This window comes from Geomicrobium sp. JSM 1781026, assembly GCF_041949955.1.
Classification (GTDB): Bacteria; Bacillota; Bacilli; order Bacillales; family Marinococcaceae; genus Geomicrobium_A.
Genome location: NZ_JBHFQF010000003.1, coordinates 26,661 through 48,076 on the forward strand (window position 1 = coordinate 26,661; position 21,416 = coordinate 48,076).

The 21,416-nt window shown below is 45.9% G+C and carries 23 protein-coding genes; 9 read left to right on the forward strand and 14 right to left on the reverse strand.

The features are described from left to right. Window positions 1–200: 200 nt before the first annotated feature. Genes ACE1TF_RS05450 through ACE1TF_RS05470 form a run of 5 tightly spaced genes read right to left on the reverse strand, consistent with a single transcriptional unit; the run spans window position 201 to window position 4,157 of the window. Window positions 201–842, reverse strand: a complete 642-nt coding sequence (locus ACE1TF_RS05450) for a uridine kinase family protein (protein WP_375014967.1) — start codon at window positions 840–842, stop codon at window positions 201–203. A gap of 22 nt (window positions 843–864) precedes the next feature. Next, on the reverse strand, window positions 865–1,161 hold the full coding sequence (locus ACE1TF_RS05455) for a MazG nucleotide pyrophosphohydrolase domain-containing protein (RefSeq protein ID WP_375014969.1): 297 nt from the start codon (window positions 1,159–1,161) through the stop codon (window positions 865–867). Then, entirely contained in the window at window positions 1,158–1,649 is a 492-nt protein-coding gene (locus tag ACE1TF_RS05460; RefSeq protein ID WP_375014971.1) for a VanZ family protein, read from the reverse strand. Before ACE1TF_RS05460 ends, ACE1TF_RS05455 begins: the two co-directional genes overlap by 4 nt. 12 nt (window positions 1,650–1,661) lie before the next feature. Then, window positions 1,662–2,744 carry an SDR family oxidoreductase gene (locus ACE1TF_RS05465; RefSeq protein WP_375014973.1) on the reverse strand — a complete coding sequence of 361 codons (1,083 nt, stop codon included), beginning with the start codon at window positions 2,742–2,744 and terminating at the stop codon, window positions 1,662–1,664. A gap of 12 nt (window positions 2,745–2,756) precedes the next feature. Continuing rightward, entirely contained in the window at window positions 2,757–4,157 is a 1,401-nt protein-coding gene (locus ACE1TF_RS05470; RefSeq protein ID WP_375014975.1) for an aldehyde dehydrogenase, read from the reverse strand. 190 nt (window positions 4,158–4,347) lie between these two features. Here ACE1TF_RS05470 and ACE1TF_RS05475 point away from each other — a divergent pair, with 190 nt between their 5' ends. Continuing rightward, window positions 4,348–5,820 (forward strand): SLC13 family permease, encoded by a 1,473-nt coding sequence (locus ACE1TF_RS05475; protein ID WP_375014977.1) that lies wholly within the window; start codon window positions 4,348–4,350, stop codon window positions 5,818–5,820. 241 nt (window positions 5,821–6,061) lie between these two features. Here the strand turns inward: ACE1TF_RS05475 and ACE1TF_RS05480 are convergent, their stop codons facing one another. The 9 genes from ACE1TF_RS05480 to ACE1TF_RS05520 form a co-directional block, all read right to left on the reverse strand. Beyond that, on the reverse strand, window positions 6,062–6,685 hold the full coding sequence (locus tag ACE1TF_RS05480; RefSeq protein WP_042404360.1) for a response regulator transcription factor: 624 nt from the start codon (window positions 6,683–6,685) through the stop codon (window positions 6,062–6,064). Further along, on the reverse strand, window positions 6,682–7,737 hold the full coding sequence (locus ACE1TF_RS05485) for a sensor histidine kinase (protein ID WP_052364165.1): 1,056 nt from the start codon (window positions 7,735–7,737) through the stop codon (window positions 6,682–6,684). Before ACE1TF_RS05485 ends, ACE1TF_RS05480 begins: the two co-directional genes overlap by 4 nt. 68 nt (window positions 7,738–7,805) lie before the next feature. After that, the gene (locus tag ACE1TF_RS05490; protein ID WP_375014980.1) at window positions 7,806–8,492 is read right to left on the reverse strand and encodes an ABC transporter permease; all 687 of its coding nucleotides are present in this window, start codon (window positions 8,490–8,492) and stop codon (window positions 7,806–7,808) included. Continuing rightward, a complete protein-coding gene (locus ACE1TF_RS05495; RefSeq protein WP_375014982.1) occupies window positions 8,489–9,217 on the reverse strand; it encodes an ABC transporter permease in 729 nt (242 codons plus the stop codon). The genes ACE1TF_RS05490 and ACE1TF_RS05495 overlap by 4 nt, the downstream gene beginning before the upstream one ends. Continuing rightward, window positions 9,214–10,164 carry an ABC transporter ATP-binding protein gene (locus tag ACE1TF_RS05500; RefSeq protein ID WP_375014984.1) on the reverse strand — a complete coding sequence of 317 codons (951 nt, stop codon included), beginning with the start codon at window positions 10,162–10,164 and terminating at the stop codon, window positions 9,214–9,216. Before ACE1TF_RS05500 ends, ACE1TF_RS05495 begins: the two co-directional genes overlap by 4 nt. A gap of 514 nt (window positions 10,165–10,678) precedes the next feature. Continuing rightward, the gene (locus tag ACE1TF_RS05505) at window positions 10,679–11,425 is read right to left on the reverse strand and encodes an ABC transporter permease (RefSeq protein WP_375014986.1); all 747 of its coding nucleotides are present in this window, start codon (window positions 11,423–11,425) and stop codon (window positions 10,679–10,681) included. Next, on the reverse strand, window positions 11,422–12,180 hold the full coding sequence (locus tag ACE1TF_RS05510) for an ABC transporter ATP-binding protein (protein WP_375014988.1): 759 nt from the start codon (window positions 12,178–12,180) through the stop codon (window positions 11,422–11,424). Before ACE1TF_RS05510 ends, ACE1TF_RS05505 begins: the two co-directional genes overlap by 4 nt. Window positions 12,181–12,316: 136 nt before the next feature. Next, window positions 12,317–12,841, reverse strand: coding sequence for a BclA C-terminal domain-containing protein (locus tag ACE1TF_RS05515; RefSeq protein ID WP_052364019.1), 525 nt, complete (start codon window positions 12,839–12,841; stop codon window positions 12,317–12,319). Window positions 12,842–12,977: 136 nt separating this feature from the next. Then, complete coding sequence (locus tag ACE1TF_RS05520; protein ID WP_375014990.1) at window positions 12,978–13,529, reverse strand: BclA C-terminal domain-containing protein; 552 nt, start codon at window positions 13,527–13,529, stop codon at window positions 12,978–12,980. Window positions 13,530–13,695: 166 nt separating this feature from the next. On the opposite strand from ACE1TF_RS05520, the gene ACE1TF_RS05525 reads away from it, so the two are divergent. The 8 genes from ACE1TF_RS05525 (at window position 13,696) to ACE1TF_RS05560 (ending at window position 21,403) form a co-directional block, all read left to right on the forward strand. Continuing rightward, window positions 13,696–14,061: a VOC family protein gene (locus tag ACE1TF_RS05525; RefSeq protein ID WP_042403393.1), complete on the forward strand. Its 366-nt coding sequence runs from the start codon at window positions 13,696–13,698 to the stop codon at window positions 14,059–14,061. Beyond that, window positions 14,058–14,624: a winged helix-turn-helix transcriptional regulator gene (locus ACE1TF_RS05530; protein WP_042403390.1), complete on the forward strand. Its 567-nt coding sequence runs from the start codon at window positions 14,058–14,060 to the stop codon at window positions 14,622–14,624. The genes ACE1TF_RS05525 and ACE1TF_RS05530 overlap by 4 nt, the downstream gene beginning before the upstream one ends. 75 nt (window positions 14,625–14,699) lie before the next feature. Beyond that, window positions 14,700–15,392 carry a response regulator transcription factor gene (locus ACE1TF_RS05535; RefSeq protein WP_042403389.1) on the forward strand — a complete coding sequence of 231 codons (693 nt, stop codon included), beginning with the start codon at window positions 14,700–14,702 and terminating at the stop codon, window positions 15,390–15,392. Window positions 15,393–15,404: 12 nt separating this feature from the next. Continuing rightward, complete coding sequence (locus tag ACE1TF_RS05540; RefSeq protein WP_375014993.1) at window positions 15,405–16,457, forward strand: sensor histidine kinase; 1,053 nt, start codon at window positions 15,405–15,407, stop codon at window positions 16,455–16,457. A gap of 95 nt (window positions 16,458–16,552) precedes the next feature. Further along, entirely contained in the window at window positions 16,553–17,332 is a 780-nt protein-coding gene (locus tag ACE1TF_RS05545; RefSeq protein WP_042403388.1) for an ABC transporter ATP-binding protein, read from the forward strand. Further along, complete coding sequence (locus ACE1TF_RS05550; RefSeq protein WP_375014997.1) at window positions 17,307–19,226, forward strand: FtsX-like permease family protein; 1,920 nt, start codon at window positions 17,307–17,309, stop codon at window positions 19,224–19,226. Before ACE1TF_RS05545 ends, ACE1TF_RS05550 begins: the two co-directional genes overlap by 26 nt. A 97-nt stretch (window positions 19,227–19,323) precedes the next feature. Further along, a complete protein-coding gene (locus tag ACE1TF_RS05555) occupies window positions 19,324–20,109 on the forward strand; it encodes a DUF1206 domain-containing protein (protein WP_375014999.1) in 786 nt (261 codons plus the stop codon). 649 nt (window positions 20,110–20,758) lie between these two features. Beyond that, entirely contained in the window at window positions 20,759–21,403 is a 645-nt protein-coding gene (locus tag ACE1TF_RS05560) for an adenine nucleotide alpha hydrolase family protein (protein ID WP_375015001.1), read from the forward strand. Window positions 21,404–21,416 lie beyond the last annotated feature (13 nt).

A 21,416-nucleotide genomic window follows, 5' to 3' on the forward strand; every position in this document is an offset into this window, starting at 1 on the left:
TTGCGCGCGAGTTTCCCCCCTGTGCGCGCAGTTTGTTCCAACTTGCGCGTAGATTCCAGGATGAAGTGCCAATGACACGTCGGCCCCAGCGGGGCCGAAGCCAAATCGGACTCGGTTCGGCGCGGCTCGCGCCGACAGCTTATTGGCTCTTTACACTAAGAGCTGCCCGGATCACATTCTCCAATCAAAGAGGAATCTCATTACCTAACGTCATGCTTCTCTACGACCCAGTCCTCATCCGAATTCCTTATTACGATATCGAAATGCTCACGGTACGGGTGCATAAACAGGTCGTACTGAATGCGCCGTTGATAATGGGATTGATCCAAAAACTCATAAGTTCTGCCTCGTTCGGAGACGTCACGAACGCCTCTTCTCGCGAGCTCTGTCGCTTCGTCTGTATAAAAATAGATGAGCATGTCGTAAAGATCCAGATTTGTAAATGCGACACTCATACCTTCAACGATGCTTACGTTCGCCTCTGATGAGATGAGCGTGCTTGGCATGTAATGAGTGTCCAACGTTTTAAAGGGAATGCCTTCTCGAATTTGGACAACGTCTCGCTCTAATGCCAACGTGTGGTGGGCATCCGGGTGACACGCCGTCATTTTGAACTGATGCAACGCGCCCTTATACTCATACGCAATGGTCGCATATTTGCGGACGGCCGAACTGATGATATACGGGTCGGTATTAAGATAGTCCACGCTCGGGCCAAGTCTCTCCACGAGTTGCTCGGCAAATGTCGTCTTGCCCGCAGCACCGTGACCGGAAATACCGATGACTGACCGACCCTCCCTCTTATTGATGGATCGCATGATGTCTCTAACAATCTTTTCCACCCGTGACCTCCACACTTGGACGTTACCATTCCCGCCCATGATTAATTTTCATTTTTTCTTCAAACGATTTCGTTAAATCAATGTCATGACGATTGGCAATCTCAACAGCATTCCAGATCACATCAAATAACTCGTGACCTAGATTGTCACGAATGTCTGTTTTTTTGTCTTCACCGGCGAACTGAAGTTTTAGAAGCGCATCACTCACTTCCCCGACTTCACTCATCAAATAGAGGTAGCGCTGTTCATCCGTCACATCTTCAAATCCCTTTTCTTTACAAAACTCTCGTACATATTGTTGGAAATGCCCCAAGTTCATCGTTTTCCCCCTCTTTTTCGATAAAACTGTATGGCAATCATGAGACCAATGACGACCCCTATTGTATCTAGAAGTACGTCTTGCCACATCCCACTTCGGTCTGGATGAAAGGCTTGTCTCATTTCATCAAACGTTGCAAAGCCAACTCCGATGAGCATCGTAATTGAAGCACTTTTCATTGTTGCAAAGCCGATCCCGTTAAAAAGTCGGTAGACGAGAAACGCGAGTACAGCAAAGACCGCAACGTGCGTCCCTTTGCGGACAAAAAATTCAATAAACCCTGCCGCGCCTAACGCTTCAATGCTAATCACACTTGCTCCATATGTAAACGACACCCACCCAAACGTTTGACTGAACAACCCTAGTCCAGGAAGGCTGGCAAGTAAAGGCCGGATATCTTGCATCTCATAAGACATCGTAGAGCTAACAAAAATCAATACAAGCACCACCACGAGTGGGAGAATCAATCGTAGCCAATTTTGCTTCATCGTCTCCCCCCGTTATCGTTGAATATGCTTGTCTTTATCGTTTTTATGCTCGTAATAATAGTGAACCAACGCACCGACCGTCTCATCGAATGGGGTGCATACAATCCCACTGCCCTGTAAATCACGCTCCGCTTGCTCGGTATCGTAATCGGCATCGACTGCCGCATAAGCCAGTGCTTCTTTTTCCACTCGAAAATACTTCTCTAACGGTTTAGATAAACGGTTGCCAGCTAGCTTTGAAGCGATTCCCGCTTTTGGTGTCTTGACTAAATAAGCTTCAGAAAGCATATGGAATACTTCGCGCATACTAAACGGATTCGGATCGGTGAGGTGATACGTTTTCCCTGCCCCAACATCCTTATGTCCTAAATACACGGCCGCTCGGACGACGTAGTCGACCGGCACAAAATTCCCCTTCGCTTCGCTACTTGCAACGAGCGGTACACGTGGCAAACGAAGCTGACGGAAGCGCTCCAAAATGTTCAAATAAAAATACACACCGTCAAACTTTGCCGTCTCTCCGGTCACAGAATCACCACGAACGATGCCAGGTCGAATGATCGTTGTAGGGGTCGTTTTACTCACTTCTTCCACAAGCACTTCAGCGTCGTATTTCGTTTTCTCGTAATGGTTTTTGAAGGATTGACCTCGAACGAGCTCCCTCTCTAAAATCGTACCTCTCCGGTCGCCAGAAACGTAGGCAGTACTAAAATACACGTAGCGTTTCAGCTGCTTAACACCTTCAGTCCATCGATTAACGTTACGAGTTCCATCCACATTCACGGCTTCAGCTTGTTTCTTTTTCACAGCCAAGTCGTAGATGGCAGCAAGGTGGAACACATGCGTAACCGAACGTTTCAAATTATGCGAAAGCTCCCGTGTCCATCCATAGTCTCGTTTCGTAATATCTCCTTCAACGATCGTCACTTGGTTTTCAAAGAGCAAAAGCGACTCGGCAGCCGCTTTTGCCCGTTCCTTCATATCAGGAAGCACGAGTAAATAGAGATGGTCCACGTGTTCCGTTTGAATGATCTCTTTTACAATTCTGCTCGCAATAAATCCTGGATAACCCGTTATCAAATACGTATTGCCCATCTGTTTGCCTCCTTATTTCAGGAACTTCTTAATCAGACCGAGCTTGTTTTTGTACGGTGGGTACATAAACGACACTTTCACTTTTGAACTTCGCTTCGAAATGCTTTTCTTATGGCTAAACGTCTCAAAACTATACACCCCGTGATAATTACCCATACCCGAATCACCGACACCACCGAACGGCAAATGCGGATTTGCGACATGCATGATCGTATCGTTCACACAACCACCCCCAAACGACGCCCGCGCCATCACATCATCTTGAAGACCGTCATCTTCGGAGAAGAAATAAAAAGCAAGCGGCTTTGGCAACTGTTGAAACTCTCGAAGTTCAACATCTAAGTCTTGATACGTGAGGATCGGCAAGATCGGACCAAAAATCTCATCTTCCATCGACTTTGCGCCTTCTCGAGATGGCACGTCAAGCAGCGTAGGCTCGATATAACGGTCCGCTCGCTCAGATGCTCCGCCATAGATAATATAGTCTGCGTCCTCATGAATGAGCGAAGCAAGTCGGTCAAAATGACCGTCATTCACAATCCGGCCATAATCGGCATTATGCTGAATATCCGTCCCATAAAAAGCTTCGATTCGCTTTTTCATAAGTGCAACAAGCTTTTCTTTCACATCCTCATGGACGAGCACATAATCAGGCGCAATACACGTTTGACCGTTGTTTAGCAGCTTCCCCCACACAATTCGCTCTGCAGCTCGCTTCAAATTCGCATCCCGGTGGACGACCGCTGGGCTTTTTCCACCGAGCTCCAACGTAACGGGGGTGAGGTTTTTCGCCGCAGCTTCCATAACAATTTTGCCGACGGCTGTACTGCCTGTGAAAAAAATATAGTCGAATGGGGCATGGATAAGAGAAGAATTCGTTTCAACGCCACCTTCAATCACGCGGATGTACTCTTTGTAGAAAATCTTTTCCACCATGCTTTTTACGAGTCGACTCGTTGCCGGCGTATGCTCAGACGTCTTTAACACCGCACAGTTCCCTGCCGCAATCGCGCCAATTAACGGCTCAATTAACAATTGAAACGGGTAATTAAAGGGGCCAATAATAAGCACCGTGCCGTACGGTTCGTGGACGACGTAGTTTTTGGAAGGCTGCATAAACGCCGGTGTTTTTACTTTTTCAGGCTTTGCCCATTTCGGCAGTTGCTGAATGGCTTCTTCAATATCTGTAAGCACGATGCCAATCTCTGTCGCATACGTTTCAAATTGGTTTTTGCCAAGGTCGAGTTGTAGCGCTTCATAGATTTCTTCTTCTTGATTTTGAATGATTTTCTTTAATTTCTTTAGCTGGTCTAATCGAAAATCTATACTTTTCGTTGCACCTGAATAGAAAAATTGTTGATGTTCTTTCAATACTTCTTCAGCTTCGACTTGGGTTTTGAGATCCGCTTGCATGACAGGCCTCCTGTATTAGTATTTATCACAAATAAAAATCCCACTAAAAAGATATTGATTTCTTTAAAGCAATACATTATGATCTTCTCATGCCTTAAGATTTACTATATGATGAAAACGTTTTCAGCAAAAATGAACTACCGCTATTATAACATGAACCGATCGTTTGAATCGAAGAAAGAGGTGCTCTATGAACGAGACAACAAACCCACCATCCTCCAGCTATTCTAAGCGAAATATGATTGGCTTATTTTTAGGCCCAGCTTTATTCTTACTCACATATTTCCTTATTCCTGATAGCATAATGGGCCATGAGCCCCGCGTTGTGCTTGCAGTCACGATGCTCGTCGCGACATTCTGGATTACAGAAGCCATTCCGATGGCAGCTGCTTCCCTCGTCCCAATTGTGCTCATCCCTGTTCTTCAAGGAGCAGAAATGGGAACGATTGCGTCTGCTTACGCTAACCCGGTTATTTTCATGTACGCCGGTGGTTTCGTTATTGCCATCGCCATTGAAAAATGGAACTTGCACCGCCGAATTGCACTAGGCATTATCGGAATGATCGGCTCACAAAGCCAACGAATCATTCTCGGTATTATTATCTCGACAGCCGCCATTTCTATGTTTGTATCGAACGCGGCCACTGCTCTCATGATGCTTCCCGTTGCGGTTGCCCTCATTAAAGAAGTGAAGGACAAGCAGATCTTAAGCGGAGATAACTTGCGATCATTTTCAAAAAGCATCTTGCTCTCTGTCGCTTATGCTGCGACGATCGGTGGTCTAGCAACGATCGTCGCCGCCGTTCCAAATGCTGTTCTTGCCGGAATCGCTTATGAACAATTAGGTCGAACTGTTACCTTTGTTGAATGGTTCATGTTCGCAGGGCCTGTTGCCCTTCTCATGCTTGTCATTCTCTACTTTTACCTTACGAGAATTGCCTTTAAAATTACGAAAAATGATGAAGAAGGCAACACAGGAAACATCGATTTTATTAAAGAAGAAAAGAAAAAACTTGGCAAATTCAATTACAACGAGTTTATGGTATCCATTGCCTTCGGTCTCACCGTTCTTCTATGGGTAACGTTACCGTTTATTGAAGACCTTGATTTCATTCATGACGGATCCGTCGCCGTGTTTGGAGCTTTGCTATTGTTCTTTATTCCAAGTAACAAAAAAGGCGAACGCATTCTTGAATGGCAAGATATGACCCGTCTCCCGTGGGGCGTACTTATCCTCTTCGGTGGGGGTATGGCGATCGCCGCCGGGTTTAGTTCATCTGGACTCAACGAACATATCGGAGACTTGCTCGGCATGCTTCAAGGGCTAGAAGTATTCTTTATCATCTTGCTCTTAGTCGTCATCGTACTTGCAATTACAGAAATCTTATCCAACACTGCCGTTGCCAACCTTGTTCTGCCGCTCACACTCGGAATGGGACTTGCGCTCGGCATCGATCCATTGCCACTTATGGCTGCCGCTGCACTTTCGGCTGGTTCTTGTTACATGCTACCCGTTGCAACACCGCCGAACACAGCCGTATTCAGTGCCGGTTATCTCGAAATTGGCGATATGGCAAAAGCCGGTGTTTGGCTTAACCTTGCATCCATCGTCATCATCACACTCGCTGTCTACTACTGGATGCCCGTTGTATTCGGATTATAAAACATAAAAACGAGACCCGAGCGGGTCTCGTTTTTGTTGTATGAGGGGATTTTTGCGGATTTACGTGTAAATCTGGCATGAAACCCCTCATAAAAGACTTTACGTGGGGATTCCCGCTTTTTATGTGGAGATTTGCATGTTAAGCGTTCATTTTTAATAACGAAATCCCCACATAGGACGCTCTACGGAGGACGGCTTAAACATGAAGGTTTCACGATGCGAGCGTGTGGCGCGGCCACCTTCACCCCTGCCCCCGGAGCTTCCAATAATGAATGGCGAGCTGCGTTCGATCTCTTAGCTCCATTTTATCTAAAATGACAGAAAGTGTATTTCTCACTGTTCCAACGCTTAAGTACAAAGATTCAGCAATCTCTTGATTGGATAATCCTTGGGCAATCGCCTGGACAATCTCGTTTTCCCGCACTGTGAGTTGAGTAAACGATTCGCCAACTGCTCGTTTAGGCCCGATAATCTCTCTAAGTACATCGTTGTCTAACACCGAACTACCAGCGGCAACCGCACGGACTTGTTGAGCCATCTGATCGACGGGTGTTGATTTTAAAATATAACCAACCGCGCCAGCGTTTAGAGCAAGGCGAATGTTCTGTTCATCTTTAAACGTAGTAAGCATCATAATTCGCACATTGGACCATAACAATTTCACGTGTTCTGTGCATGTAATTCCATCCATATTCGGCATACGAATATCCATGAGAATTACATCGGGCACGTCCACCCTACAATGAGCGATCGCTTCCTCCCCATCGGCAGCAACACTCACAACCTCAATATCAGACTCTTTACTTAGCAAGAGTTGCAAGCTTTGTCGAACGAGCGGATCATCATCAACGAGCAAGAGCTTCACAGTTTATCCTCCTCTAACGGCAAGATACAAACGATCAAGTATCCATCAGTCACATTTACGGATACGCTACCTCCAAAAGAACGTGCGCGCAACTTCAAATTACGGACCCCACTTCCTTCAGCCGCTGGCTTTGTACCACGACCATCATCTTGAATACTTAACCTTACGAAACGCTCCGTCACATCGAGCTGAACATTAACACGTGTCGCATCACTATGGCGAGACACGTTGGTGAGCGCTTCTTTTAAACACGGTTCAAGCAAACTCCAAAAATGAATCGGCACTTGTTCTGTGTTGCCAGTCTTTTGGAACGAAACCGGAATACGAGGATACTCTGCCGTAATTTGTTCTAAACGATCGGCACCTATTCTTGTCACCGGGGTCATGTCGTGAACGGTGTCTCTTAGCATTACTGTGCTTCTTTCAACCCTCTGCCTCACTTCGTTTAACATGTCTTTCGCATGTCGCCCTTCAAGTTGCTCATATGCCTGTAACGCCAGGTTGGCTCCCGTTAAGTCATGACCGACATGGTCATGTAGATCCCTGGCAATACGATTTCTCTCCGTCACTTCTGCGAGGTGTGCGGCATCACGACTCGCCTTTAACAATTCTTCTTTTACTGCCTCTAACTCATAACGAGCTTTTCGCTCCTGATCTGCTTCTTTTAACGATTCCGCACGCTGTACATCCGCTTCACCTGTCCACACTCCAAAAAGACCTGCTTGGAACAGAAACCATAATAAGAATAAAGAGTCCAATTGATAGACGACTAAAATGAACATAACGATTATCACATATCGATATTTTTTCCGCCTCATCATTTCAAATGCGGGCAGTAAAAGACCGTATGCACTGCTATCCCAAAAAGGAATAAACACCACACATAGTAAAAGGTCAATCATGATTGTCCAATCAGGCAGTTCAATTCGCCAACGGAGGCTGATCAGAACGGCAAAGATGAGTACGAACAGAAAGCCACTTAAGTCAACACCTTGCCCAATCCATAACGCAATTAAGAAGAAGATATTCATAAAGCGCCAAACATTGACCATTCGCATCACCCCTTTGCTGAATACTAAAACCCGTCTACCCCCCAGCTCAATAGCTGCGGGGGTTAAGCCTAACCAATTTTTCGAACACTGCCGATGATCAAAAAGAACGTCCCATAGAGCATCAATACGCCATAGATGAGAAGAAGATCGACTGCATTCTCTCCTGACACAATCCACTCAATGCCTTCTACAAACCAATATGTCGGGAAGATTACAGCTACTTTTTGGAAGGTGTCGGGTAACATTTCTACAGGAAATATAACGCCTCCCAATATTGCCATTATCGTAATGACGGACATAAACACAAGAAATGACGATTCTTTGCTCCGATAAAATGAGTTCCAAGCGAGACTAATGCTAACCGATGTGAACGTAAACACCGTATACAATAGGAGCAAATGCCATGGATCGTGGAGCTCGTGTCCATAAAGGCTGCCCCCATAAATAAAGATAGCGTTTTGCCCGAACATAATGATGGCAAATGCAAGTAAGTTTTGCCATAAATATTGAAAGTGAGAAACCGGTGCAGCGGCAAGCCTTTTGACGACTCCTTTCTGCCGATCGTCAAGCATAATGCTCGTAAGACGAATGCTCACAAACAACATCAACACCCCAAAGTACTGATAACCAAGTGGAAGCAATGGCCAATATTGTTGGTCGGGCAGAAAGATCGCAGCTACGGGGAACAGTGTCAAAAATAGAATGTTCGTTCGATCTCTTAACGTGCGTTTAAGCGCGAAGGTAAAAATCGTCATGGCATTCGCCTCCGACCAACTAGGAACAGGGCAATTGAAACAAGTACAATAATTCCAATGAGAAGGCCCGAATTTACGATCGCTTCCATCGTTAAACCACTCCGCATATTATCAATGGAAGAATAGGCGAGCATAATTGGATTCACGTATTCATTAAACCCATTGATCAGTGTGTTGTCAGGCATTGGGAAAAACATGCCGGCTAGTAAAATGAGCCCTACACCGTAAATCTCACTTATTCGTTCAGCAATTTTAAAGTTACGCACCGAGAAGGTGAACACGAGACAAAGAATACTTGATAACGTGGACATGAGTGTAATGACTAGCATGGACCATGCAAAATCCCCCCAGTTCACGTCCCAAATAAAGGTCGTGTACCCAATAAGAATGGCACCTAGAACGATTGAATAGAAGATGCCGGCTAACATAATCGTGAAGGCGTAAAGCGTTGTATTCATCGGTAACGAACGTAGTCGATATTTGTACTCTGAGAAGAGATCACCATGCACGTAGTTCATCGTTACTGCTCCACCAAACAACTGAAAAGCGAGTACGAGCAAAACAACCGTTTCATTTCTCAACAACATATCACTTCCAGGTGCATCTCCAAGTACGATCGAAAACACTGTGACGAGCACAATCGGTATGACGAGCAATAGTAGCATCGTAAGCCAATCACGGCTCATTCGCAGTCCAATAAATCGAATCGTAACAAGCTCTCTCATTCCCGCTCATCCTCCCCGTCTCGGAGTTGTTTCCCAGTAAGTGTGAGAAACACATCTTCAAGATTCGGCTTTTCCGTTTGAATACCGACCACTCCGGTCGTTTCTTTCACAATGGAAAGCACACGATCCAGGTTGCCAGCACCAACGCTAGATATAATTTGAATCGTAGAGCCTTGCACATGAATGCGTTTTACTCCATCAAGTTTTTCAAGGCGTGGAATCGGGACATTCGCTACGTCATTCACATCAATGAGGATTTTTTCTTCATGCTGAATGTTTTTAGTTAGCTCCTCCACTGAGCCAGCTGTTATAATTTGACCTTGGTCCATTATGACGACTCGACTAGCAATGGCCTGAACTTCTTCCATGTAATGTGTTGTATACAGAATAGTCGTACCTTGATCTCTCAACTTCTTCACAGCCTCCAGAATGTGATTTCTCGACTGAGGATCAATCCCTACCGTTGGCTCATCCATGACGAGAAATTTAGGGCGATGAGTCAGTGCACAAGCAATATTTAATCTTCGCATCATCCCGCCAGAAAATTTATTAGGTGACTGCCTCGCTTTTGAAGAAAGTCCGACAAACGCTAGCGCCTCTTGCACTCTCTTTTTCTTATCTTCTCCTTTTAGTCCATACACCCCTGCGAAAAATTCGAGATTTTCTTTCGCTGTAAGTTCATGAAACACCGTTAGATCCTGAGTAACCAGCCCCATTTTTTCCTTATTTTTATTATGAAAAACTTTCCCTCCTTCTCCGAAAAGATGAATCGTTCCTTGGTCAAAAGGAATAATGCCCATTAACCCGTGAATGAGCGTCGTTTTACCGGCGCCATTCGGTCCGAGTAGCCCGACAATCTCACCTTCATGGATATCTAGATCAATATAATCAAGTACGATTTGATTTTTGTACCGTTTTACAATCCCTTTCATTGACGCGATCGTCATCCGAATCACCATCCATTCGTTATTATCTGTATTATGATGGGATTGAGATACATTGAGTAGTTACATTTGTCATGAACAAAAGAGGCTACATCGTTTCACATAGCAATTGCACCCATCATCACAGTCGCTGTCTGCTACTGGATGCCCGTTGTATTCGGATTATAAAACAGAAAAACGAGACCCGAGCGGGTCTCGTTTTTGTTGTATGAGGGGGTTTTTGCGGATTTACGTGTAAATCTGGCATGAAACCCCTCATAAAAGACTTTACGTGGGGTTTCATGCCTTTCATGTGGGGAATTTCATGTTAATCATTCATTTTTAATATCTAAATCCCCACATAGGACTCTCTACGGGGGACAGCTTGAACATGAAGGTCTCACGATGCAAACGTAAGGTGCGCCAAAGGTTCGTTTGGTTTCTTTGCACAAACCAAATTGGAATATATGAGGGGTCGGCGATATAGATCTCACCTTCGCCAAAAATTCAGCGACCCCACGGCTCTGTACAAGACCTGCTATTCAATCATTTGTACCCGCTCATTGAAAAGTGTCGGGTAGGAGAAGTAGCCGAGCATGATGCTCGTAATGACCGCTGTTGTGAGGAGTAAGAAGAGCACAAGAAGTTGGAATAAAACGGCTTGTACAGGGTCGGCGCCGGCAATGATTTGACCGCTCATCATGCCTGGTAATTGCACGAGACCGATCGTTTTCTGTGTTTCAATTGTTGGAATGACACTCGCTTTAATTGACGTCATTAATGGCCGGTGCACCGCCTGCTTGGCTGAACCGCCTAATGAGAGAATCAATTCTGTTTCATCGCGCCTAGACGACATTTCTGCAGTAAAGCGATTTAGAAATAAAATACTAAGCACCATCGAGTTTCCGATTACCATGCCACTAATGGGAATAATGTATTGGGCGGTCGGTGGAATAATTCCGAGACCGAGTAAGATGCCTTGTGTTAACACTTCGACAAAAACAAATGTCACGACCAATTTCCACGTAATGCCCGGTATGTTCTTTCCTTTTTTTCGCGCATTTTCCGTAGCTGCCGCGATCATGAGAATAATCATGAGCACCAAATAAACAACATTTTCTGCATCAAACACGAACTGCAAAACAAAGCCAACAAGTAATAATTGAATGATTGAGCGCACCGTCGCAATAATTGTGTCTCGTTCTAACCCAAGTTTCAACGTTTTGGAAAGCACGAGAGGAATGGCAACGAAGATGAGTGCAATTGCTAATGCAGTATAACTCATTCCACTTCTCCTTTAATGAATTGCCGTACACGCTCATCGGTTGGATTTTTTAATACTTCGGTCGTTCCAGACTCAATTAACGTTCCATCCATCATGACCCAAGCGTGTGTGCCTATACGCATCGCTTGTTCTAAATGATGGGTAATCCAAATGACGGTCGTTTCGTACTTGCGATTAATATGTACAATTAATTCCTCGATCTCTTGTGTGGAGATGCGGTCTAAAGATGACGTTATTTCATCAAGCAACAAGATTTTCGGTCGATTGACGAGCGTTCGCGCGATCGATAACTTCTGTTTTTGCCCACCGGACAAGTCTTTACTGTCACGATCCAAATATTCTTTCCCCAACCCAACAACGTCAATATACTCTTCCGCCTCTTCTTGAGTTAGGTGCATATTTCGTAATGTTCGAGGTAATTCAAGGTTCTCCCGTACAGAACCTGTAATCATCGTTGCCTGCTGCAACGCAATTCCTACGATCCTTCTTAATTCAATCGGCGCGTAGTCACGGATGTGCATACCTTCAATAGTAATGTCTCCAGATGTTGCAGAACGAAGCCCGTTGCAAAGACGAAATGCCGTTGATTTCCCTGCACCTGACGGACCGACTACCGTCGTAATTCCACCTTTATGAAACGTCCCCGTCACGTCTTCAATAATATTACGTCCATCGACTTCATAGTTCACATTGCGAAAGGCAATCGCTCCATCCATTTGAATCACAATTTCACGTCCTTCTATTCTAACGAGCATTGTACGTTACCTATTTATTTTCATCCGTTATACGCTGGTTTATCCAGTGAAGATGTCCATTTTACCATGTTTTCACAGAGCCACACACACACAAGCAAAAAAAGCTGACACCCGAAAGTGCCAACTTCTCCGTTCGTTATGCTGTTTTTGATACGTTCACAGTAACATCGGTTAACGTCGCGTCGTTCGTATTGTTAAGCACAACGACTGATGGAACCGTCGTCACTGTAACGGTTGCAGAACCTGTTAATGTTGCTGGACTGGTTCCTGTTGTCGCGCTTCCAGGAATTAAGGTGGCATCTTGTAAAATTTGTAAACCAACCGCGTCACCAACAGTAAGGCCTGTTGCAACTGCAGTATACGTGATCGAGTACGTGCCAGGCTCGTTAAGCACGATCTCCGCGTCTCCAGGCGCATGGCTAATTGCTGTTCCTATTAGTGTTGTATTCGTATCGAGTGGTACATTAGCTCCTGCCGCTACCGTTGCTGTTACGGTGTTAAAAATACCAAAGCTAAGATCTCCTGGTGGTGTCGTCGGTACAGTAGGCGTCGTTGGAATCGTACCTGTGCCGACCACCCCTGGTCCATTAATGAGGTTGTTATTAATTTCGATGCCATCTTCACAATGTCTAAAATGACGAGAATTAAAATAGTTTCCCATCTCATTCACCTCCTGCGTGTTCTGTATATCTTACTCAGAACGCCAGCAGGTGACTTTACCAATGACCCGGTGTAAACGTGGAATTCTACACACATATTCTCAACTCTCACGGTCCATCATATCACCCTCATAAACATTATGATGTTTTGATTACATCAACAGTGACATCGGTCAATCTGGCGGCACTTGTCGTGTTCAGTACTATGATCGAAGGTGGTTCTGTCACGGTTACATTGGCTGTGGCTGTTAACGTTGCTGGGCTAATGCCTGACGCAACGCTACCAGGAACGGTTACTCCGTCTTGAAGAATTTGCAATTGAACAGGATTGGTTGAAAGGGTACTCGACCCTGATGCTGTATACGTCACCGAATACGTGCCTGCTTCATTAAGCGTAACCTCTTCATCCCCAGGTGTATGGCTAATCGCTGTGCCGACGAGTGTTGCATTTGTGTCCAGAGGAACATTCAGACCTGTAGCAACAAAAGCTAAAGCGGTTGTAAAAGAGCCAAAGTTCAACTCCCCTGGCGGTGTCGTCGGTACAGTTGGTGTGGTTGGAACTGTGGGCGTGGTGGGTGTTGGCGGAATGGAACCTGTTCCAACAATTCCTGGCCCATTAATCAAGTTGTTATTCATTTCGATTCCATCCTCACAATCATTCCAAAAGCGAGCATGACAATCGTCTCCCATATGATTCACCTCCTGTTTGCTCTATATGAGGTACGCAAACAATACGATTATGAATTTACCAATCACCTAGTATTAATGCGGGTTAAAATTTTTCTGAATATTATTGACTTCCGAAAATATACTAGATATACTTTCGATATTAAATCGTTCTCTTGGAGGGATATGAATGTTTACTTCTGGCTTTACAATTTGGTATAACGTCACAAATGTGGAACAAACACTCAAGTTTTATACAGAAAGTCTAGGTTTTGAATTAGATTTTCATGATGCTGACAACGGTATGGCGAGTGTTCATACGAATACACCCGACTGCTTTATTGGCTTTTCAGAAGCCACCGACGTGATTCCGTCAAAAGCTTCTGCGGTTTTTGAAGTAACGAACATTGAAGAAACAGTCCTCAAGCTCAAAGAGACCGGCATTTCTTTCACTAGTGACGTGACAACAATCCCGGGGCTAGTTAAACTTGCTACGTTTAAAGATCCTGACGGTCATGACCTTGAATTGTCACAAACATTAAACGGAGCCGAATGAAACCCGAAGTCCGCATCGTCACAATTTCCAAACAACTTTCCGGTCGTTGGACGCTCCCGGTTCTCCTGCACATTCGTACCGAAGGCGATCGCTTTTCACCTTTACAAAAACGATTGCAAATCTCGCCATCTCGGTTAAGTAGCAATTTGCAGTCACTGATTAATGAGGGCGTTTTGCATCATATCCGAGCCGAAGACCGCCATCACCCGTTGTTCCCAGAATACACGTTGACGGATAAAGGGCGATTTTTGAAAGAAGCCGCACACATCCTCTCAGCCTCAGAGCAACAGCTTAACGTTGGCTCACTGTCACAAAAAGCATGGAATTGGCCCATTCTTATGGCCATCCATCATCATCGCTCTCGCTTTAACGAAATTCGCGGACTGCTCCATCCGGCAACACCGCGAATTCTTTCCACTCGCCTCCAAGAATTGAAACAAATGAACATCGTCTCTAAAACCGTCGTTCTCCACCCCACACCCGTATCTAGCTATACATTAAGTCAAGAAGCTGCGCCAATACTTCGCACCGCGAACGAAGACTTGTTATCGATTATTGATTAACCTACTTGCCTCCCTTTGCCCGTCCTCCGTCGATTTGGTACGATACAAGAAAAACGACGACGGGGGGACGCGGTGGTGTATTCCATTTACATAATTGAAGATGATGCGAAGATTGCTGGAATTTTGCATGACCATTTGAGCCGCTATGGGTACACGGTGTACCAGGCAACAGAGCTGGACAACATCAAGCAAGAGTTCGGGCAATTGGACCCTGACCTCGTGCTTTTGGATATTAATTTGCCGTATTTTGATGGGTTTCATTGGTGTAGGCAAATTCGCACGCAATCAAACGTACCTGTAATTTTCATTTCCGCACGTACCGATGAAATGAACCAAGTGATGGCCATTGAAAACGGTGGTGATGATTATATTGCGAAACCCTTTTCTTTGGATGTAGTGACAGCGAAGATTAAAAGCGCTTTGCGGCGCGCCTACGGAGAATATGCGACCCACCCTCAAGATGGGCACAAGAAAGAACTTCAAGGTCTAACGATTTTCATGGAGAAGAATGAAGTGAGTTTCCATGGGCAATGGATTGAATTGTCAAAAAAAGAATTCTATCTTTTATCACGGTTAGTTGAACAACATGACCGGATTGTGAGCCGAGATGATTTGCTTGAAGCACTTTGGGATGAGGTTGATTTTGTGGACGACAACACACTGTCAGTCAATGTGAATCGTGTCCGTCGTCGGCTGCAAGAGATCGGTATTACTGATGCCATTCAAACGGTACGCGGCCAAGGCTACCGGTTGAATGTAAACTGGTAACGGGGGCGTGCGATGATACGAGATTATTTATATGACCGAATCCCTTTGATCCTGCTCTTTTACGGCAACAGCTTTCTTATTATTCTCGTCGCTGTTCTCACCATTTACTTTGCCGATACTGACAGTGTTGCAACGAATATGATTTACTTGCTCGTCCTCACGACATTTTTCTTGCTTATTGGATTGGTCATCGATTTTATGAGAAGAAGGGCACTGCTAAAAAGAATCGCGAAGATGAAAAACCAACCGTACATTTCAGATGAAGCGAGAAAGCTTTCTGTCACGCCAGCGCCTAATAATGAAACGGCCCACCTTCTCACGTTGATACAGCGTGCCGAGGATCACTTCGAGCAGCAGATTGAGACGTATGACGCCGAACGTCGGCAGCATGACGTCTTTATAAATCAGTGGGTACACCATATGAAAACACCGATGAGCGTCATTTCATTGCTCACACAAGAAGGAAAAAATCAGTTTAACGATGCTAGCGTGAAAGAATTATTAAATGACATCCACGATGAGAACGACCGGTTCCGGCACGGACTGGAACTGATGCTCCACCTCGCTCGCCTTGATCACTTTTCCCTCGACCTGCATGCGGAGCAAGTTGATTTGCACCTTATTGTGCGTGATGTGATCAACGAAGAGAAACGGCAATTTATTCGTAAAAAACTCTATCCTGAAGTCACGATCGTCGCTGATGAACCGACGGTGTACAGCGATTCAAAGTGGCTGCGCGTCATCTTACATCAGCTACTGCTCAACGCACTTCGGTACTCTCATGCAAACGAAGGAAACAAAATTCATTTTCACGTATCCAGAGCGGGCGAGAATACGACGCTGTTCGTTCAAGATCACGGGATTGGCATTCCCGCCCATGACACGCCTCGAATATTTGAACCTTTTTATACGGGAGACAACGGTCGAAAGAAGTCGGAGTCGACAGGTATGGGGCTCTATTTGGCACGGACGATCGCCTCCAAACTCGGGCACTCACTTACTGCCGAATCGACGGAAGGGGAAGGGACGACGATGCGTCTTGAGTTCCAAACAAAAACATTGTGACAAGTTTGTAAGATACGTTGCAAGAAGAATCGATGGGAGGCGGTGTGCTCCTCTCCTATACTACACATATGATCCCAGCTAAAGGAGAGGCTAGCATGCAGATTTTACAAGTGCAAGGACTCGGAAAGACGTATTATCCGAAAAAGGAAGGGTTATCGTATCGAGCGCTTAGCCATTTTGACCTGACGGTGAACAAGAGTGAATTCGTTGGTGTGATGGGCCCTTCAGGTAGCGGAAAAACGACGCTTTTGAACTTACTTGCCACCATCGATCAACCAACCGCCGGAACGATGTTGATTAGCGGTACAGACCCAACAAACTTAAGTGATAACAAACTGGCGATTTTTCGGAGAAAGCAACTTGGATTTGTGTTCCAAGACTTTAACCTTTTGGATACACTTACCGTTCGCGAGAACATACTGTTGCCCCTCGCACTTGATCGTGTTTCCAAACGTACGATGACCGAACGGTTGGAGAATGTCGCTTCACAACTTGGCATTACCGATATTCTCGATAAACGTGTGACTGAGATTTCAGGAGGACAACAGCAACGAACGGCTTGCGCTCGTGCGGTTATTCATGAGCCAACGCTCGTGCTTGCTGATGAACCGACGGGAAATCTCGACTCTAAAGCGGCAAGAAACGTGATGGATACACTATCCACGATGAATCAAAAACAAGAGGCGACAATCTTAATGGTGACCCACGATGCAACGGCTGCGAGCTATTGTGACCGCATCGTATTTATTAAGGATGGGCATTTCTTCACAGAAATTCGCAAAGGCGAACGTCAACAAACGTTCTATCAAAAAATCTTGGATACGCTCTCCGTACTTGGAGGTGACTTCCATGACCCTTCGCCTTCTCGCTCGTAGGAACATTACTGGTAATGCCCAACGGTACGCGGCGTATTTCCTCAGTTGTGTGTTCGCCGTATCGATCTTCTTTATATATGCACAATTCATCTTTCATCCGGATGTGATGAGTGGCGACATTCGTAGCGCTGACGCCGTTCGGACCGGGATGATAATGGCACAAGTCATTATCGTGTTGTTTTCCATCTTTTTTATCGCCTACTCGAATCGGGCGTTTTTACAAACCCGTTCTAAAGAGTTTGGCCTGTTATCATTATTTGGTACGAGCAAATCTCAGCTTAGAAAGCTCATTTATATTGAGCAAACGATCACGTCTGTGTTAGCCATCGGGGCAGGGCTTGCTCTTGGAACGTTATTTTCGTATCTATTCCTATTGCTCATGTCTTCGATGATGAACATGGATGTACCGATTGAGTTTCAACTCGTCCCATCGGCGTATGTTTTGACAGCCGTAGGCTTCTTCATTCTGTTCCAGACCCTTACACTTCTTTCTTTTCATAGAATTCGGAAGTTGTCTGTTCAAGACTTGTTACGAGATGCTCAAAAGCCGAAGGTGATGCCAAAATCTTCGATCGTTCTCTCGATTCTCGGGGTGTTGTCGCTCGTAGCAGGGTACGTGATCGCGGCGACGGCGACGATGATGACGGCTGTGTTTTTGATACCGATCATTTTGTTTTTTGTCGTTTTTGGTTCGTATTTGTTGTTCCGACAAGGAACTGTGGCAGTGTATAAACGGTTATACAAACGTCCTTCGCTATACCACGGCACAAACCTTGTGACGCGAACGAATATTTTATTTCGTCTGAAGGATTATGCGAACATGTTGTTTTTGACGTCAACGATTATCGCTGTCGTGTTAACGGCATCGGGAACGGTCTATTTAACGTATGATTTCTTTAATCGAATTGCTGTTGGCCAACTATCTACGTCCGTAGCATGGCTGGAATTCGACGATGATACTGAACCGATTCTTGACCAAGAGCGAGCAGAGCAGATTATTTCTGATTACGAAACCCCCGTCGTATATACGGTTGATATGGAACTGCTCACTGCACAATTTGCGGTAGACGATACAGAAACGTCATCAGTGATTCTCAAGGAAAGTGATTACAATTCGGTCGCAGAACATCGGGGTGAGGATGTTGTTTCACTCGCGGAAGACGAAGTGTTTATCACATCACCGTTAATTGAGAATACGCCGGGGAATCCGCTAGGAACGGTCGAGGAGATTCAGCTATTCGGAGAATCTTTTGATGTGATCGATCGGGGGGCACAGGCGATTGTTGCTACTGTAGATGCTGGTTTCGTGCAAACGGTCGTATCAGACGCGGTGTATGAGCGTTGGGACGAAGCAGATGGGGTTGAGCGTGCGCACGCCTACGGCTATGAATTCGAAGATTGGCAAGATCAAATTGACGTGAGCAACGCTCTTCGTGACGCCGGGAGCACGGATGTGAATCACTATTTCATCCAAGCGGCTGCTCCGGACTATCAAGGGACGCAACAAGCATTTTCCTTAACACTATTTATCGGCTTATTCGTCAGCTTGCTCTTCTTTATCGTGCAAGGTAGTATGCTGTATTTGAAACTATTCACCGAACTCGGCGAAACGAAGAAACAATTGCATTCTTTACATCGAATGGGCATAACTCGTAAAGAAGCCGGCAAGATACTTGGTTCCAAAATCCGTTTCTTGTTCTTTGTGCCCTACGCCGTCGGAACGCTGCACGCCTCGTTTGCGTTTCTCATGTTAAACAGCATCTTAGAAGGCATGGGTGGAACCGCATTGCTTTGGAACAGCTTGCTCGTCATCACACTAGGAGCCGCACTCCAATACGGCTATTACATCATAACGAAGCTGTATTATTTACGCGCAGCATTTCGAAGCGAATAAACCGGGACCTCAATTCCTTTGGAATTGAGGTCTTTTTCCATTAAACCCTCTTCTATTTTTTCATTTCTTTGATATATATGTACAAGAGGTGAGGCAGATGATTTCCTGGGTCGATCGTTTCGCACGGTTTGGTTACATGTGTCAAGGAACGGTGTTCATCCTTATTGGCATTCTTGCCTTCATGGCAGCAGCCGGCGTCGGCGGTGACACCGAAAACACAACGGGCGCCTTACATTCATTAGCAAAATTTCCATTTGGTCAATTTTTACTCTTCGCCATCGGCACTGGCCTAATTGGGTTCATCATGCTCATGTGTTTAAAAACGTTTAAAGATATCGACCGTAACGGCACCGCTGTAGGTGGGTTAGTACAGCGCGGGAGTCACCTATTAAGCGCAGGCATTTACACATTTGTCTCTGTGCAAGCTTTCCGCATCGCGATGAGCCAAAACACAAATAGCGAATATAGCGAGTCCACCGTGTCATCATACTTGCTCGCTCAGCCGTTTGGCGCTATCGTCGTCGTCATTATTGGCCTCATCATTATTGCCACGGGTCTATTTCAAGTCTATTCCGGGCTCAAAGAACGTCATATGGACGGCTTTAAAGTATACGAAATGACCCCAAAAGAACAACATTTCGCAGCCATCACAGGTAAAATCGGCTTCAGTGCTCGCGGCATCATTTTCGTCATTATCGGCTACTTCTTCACCATCACCGCCATCCGTTCTAACCCCGATGAAGCCCAAGGTTTCGATGACGCCCTCGCCACCTTACAAGACCAGCCCTTCGGCGGTCTCTGGCTCGGCATCGTCGCCGTCGGTGTCATCGCCTTTGGAATCTATGCGTTCGTACGCGCGCATTATGAGCATATTCGTCTGTAATAGGCGGGGGAGGGGGTATCGCTGAGGACAGGGGCGGGGCGCGTCCCAAAGTACCCGCATCCTGTCGGCGCGAGTCGCGCCGAACCGAGACCGGTTCCGTTTCTGTCCCCGGCGGCGGGCGTATCATCATTTATGTGACCATCCATGCCAAAACTCCGGCTCGTATCGACCCAGATTGTCACTGAAACGACTTTTTGTGACCAGTTGGATCCTTTATGTGACATTTGCCACTCTCAGCCGCCGGTATTTCTTCCTGAAATGTCACTTATCTCAGGATTTGTGACAATTTGCGCCCCAGGCGCTGCGCTCTCATACAACTTCACTCAGGCTGTAGCGGGCCGGGGCGCTCCTCCCGCCCCAAAGTACCCGCATCCTGTCGGCGCGGGCCGCGCCGAACCGAGACCTGTTCCGTTTCGGTCCCCGACGGGGACCGACAAGTCGCTGGATTTTAGGCTTGGATAAACCTGCGCTCAAGTTTCTCAAATTTAGCGGTAAAGTCACTTGAGCGCAGATTGGCAGACCAAAGCACCCCACCACCGCAATCCTCCCATTTGCACTTCCTCACCCACCTGTTCTCCCCACCTATCGCGCATACGTCACCGCTTCTTTGGGCATAATTTGGAGAAATCACCAAAGGGAAGTGAAACGAATGACCGAGCACACGATGATTTGTGTGAAGCACGGGCAAAATGGCCTTCGCTTTATACAGGAGGCGCTTACTCATATTGAGGATGAGCACCGACTAACAATCTATTTGTTTGACAATATGGCATGTGAAGAGGACCATGAGCATCGAATAGTCGGTATGTCGCTATTTCAAAAATTGGCGGAGAAGCATTCTGCTGACCTCCTTATTAGCGATGGGCGGGCGCTGACGACAGCGAAACGCCTCGCAGAAACGGCAAAGGAAATCGGAGCCACGCACATTATTATTGGTGAGTATAGCGAAGGGTTGTGGCGGAAGTTTCTAGGCCGGTCCACTGCCGACCATTTAACCGATCACTTGCCATCAACCCAAGTGAAGATTATCCCGCCCGATCACGCCCACGAAGATGCCGAATGGACGTTTGAAAAAGGGATGGACGCATACCTATACCCGAACAATGACGGTACGTATTTGCTCGACTTCCATCACGACACCGACGCCTCGCATGAAGGGGTATTCTTTAAACATCGGCATACCGATTTCAACAACGGGCGTTTTGCATTTTACGACGAAAACGACATCTGCGAAGCGAATGTGAAGAAAGGAATTGTTCATGAACTTACCGACCATTTTGAGCACTTTGCCTAGAAAAGGAGTCATC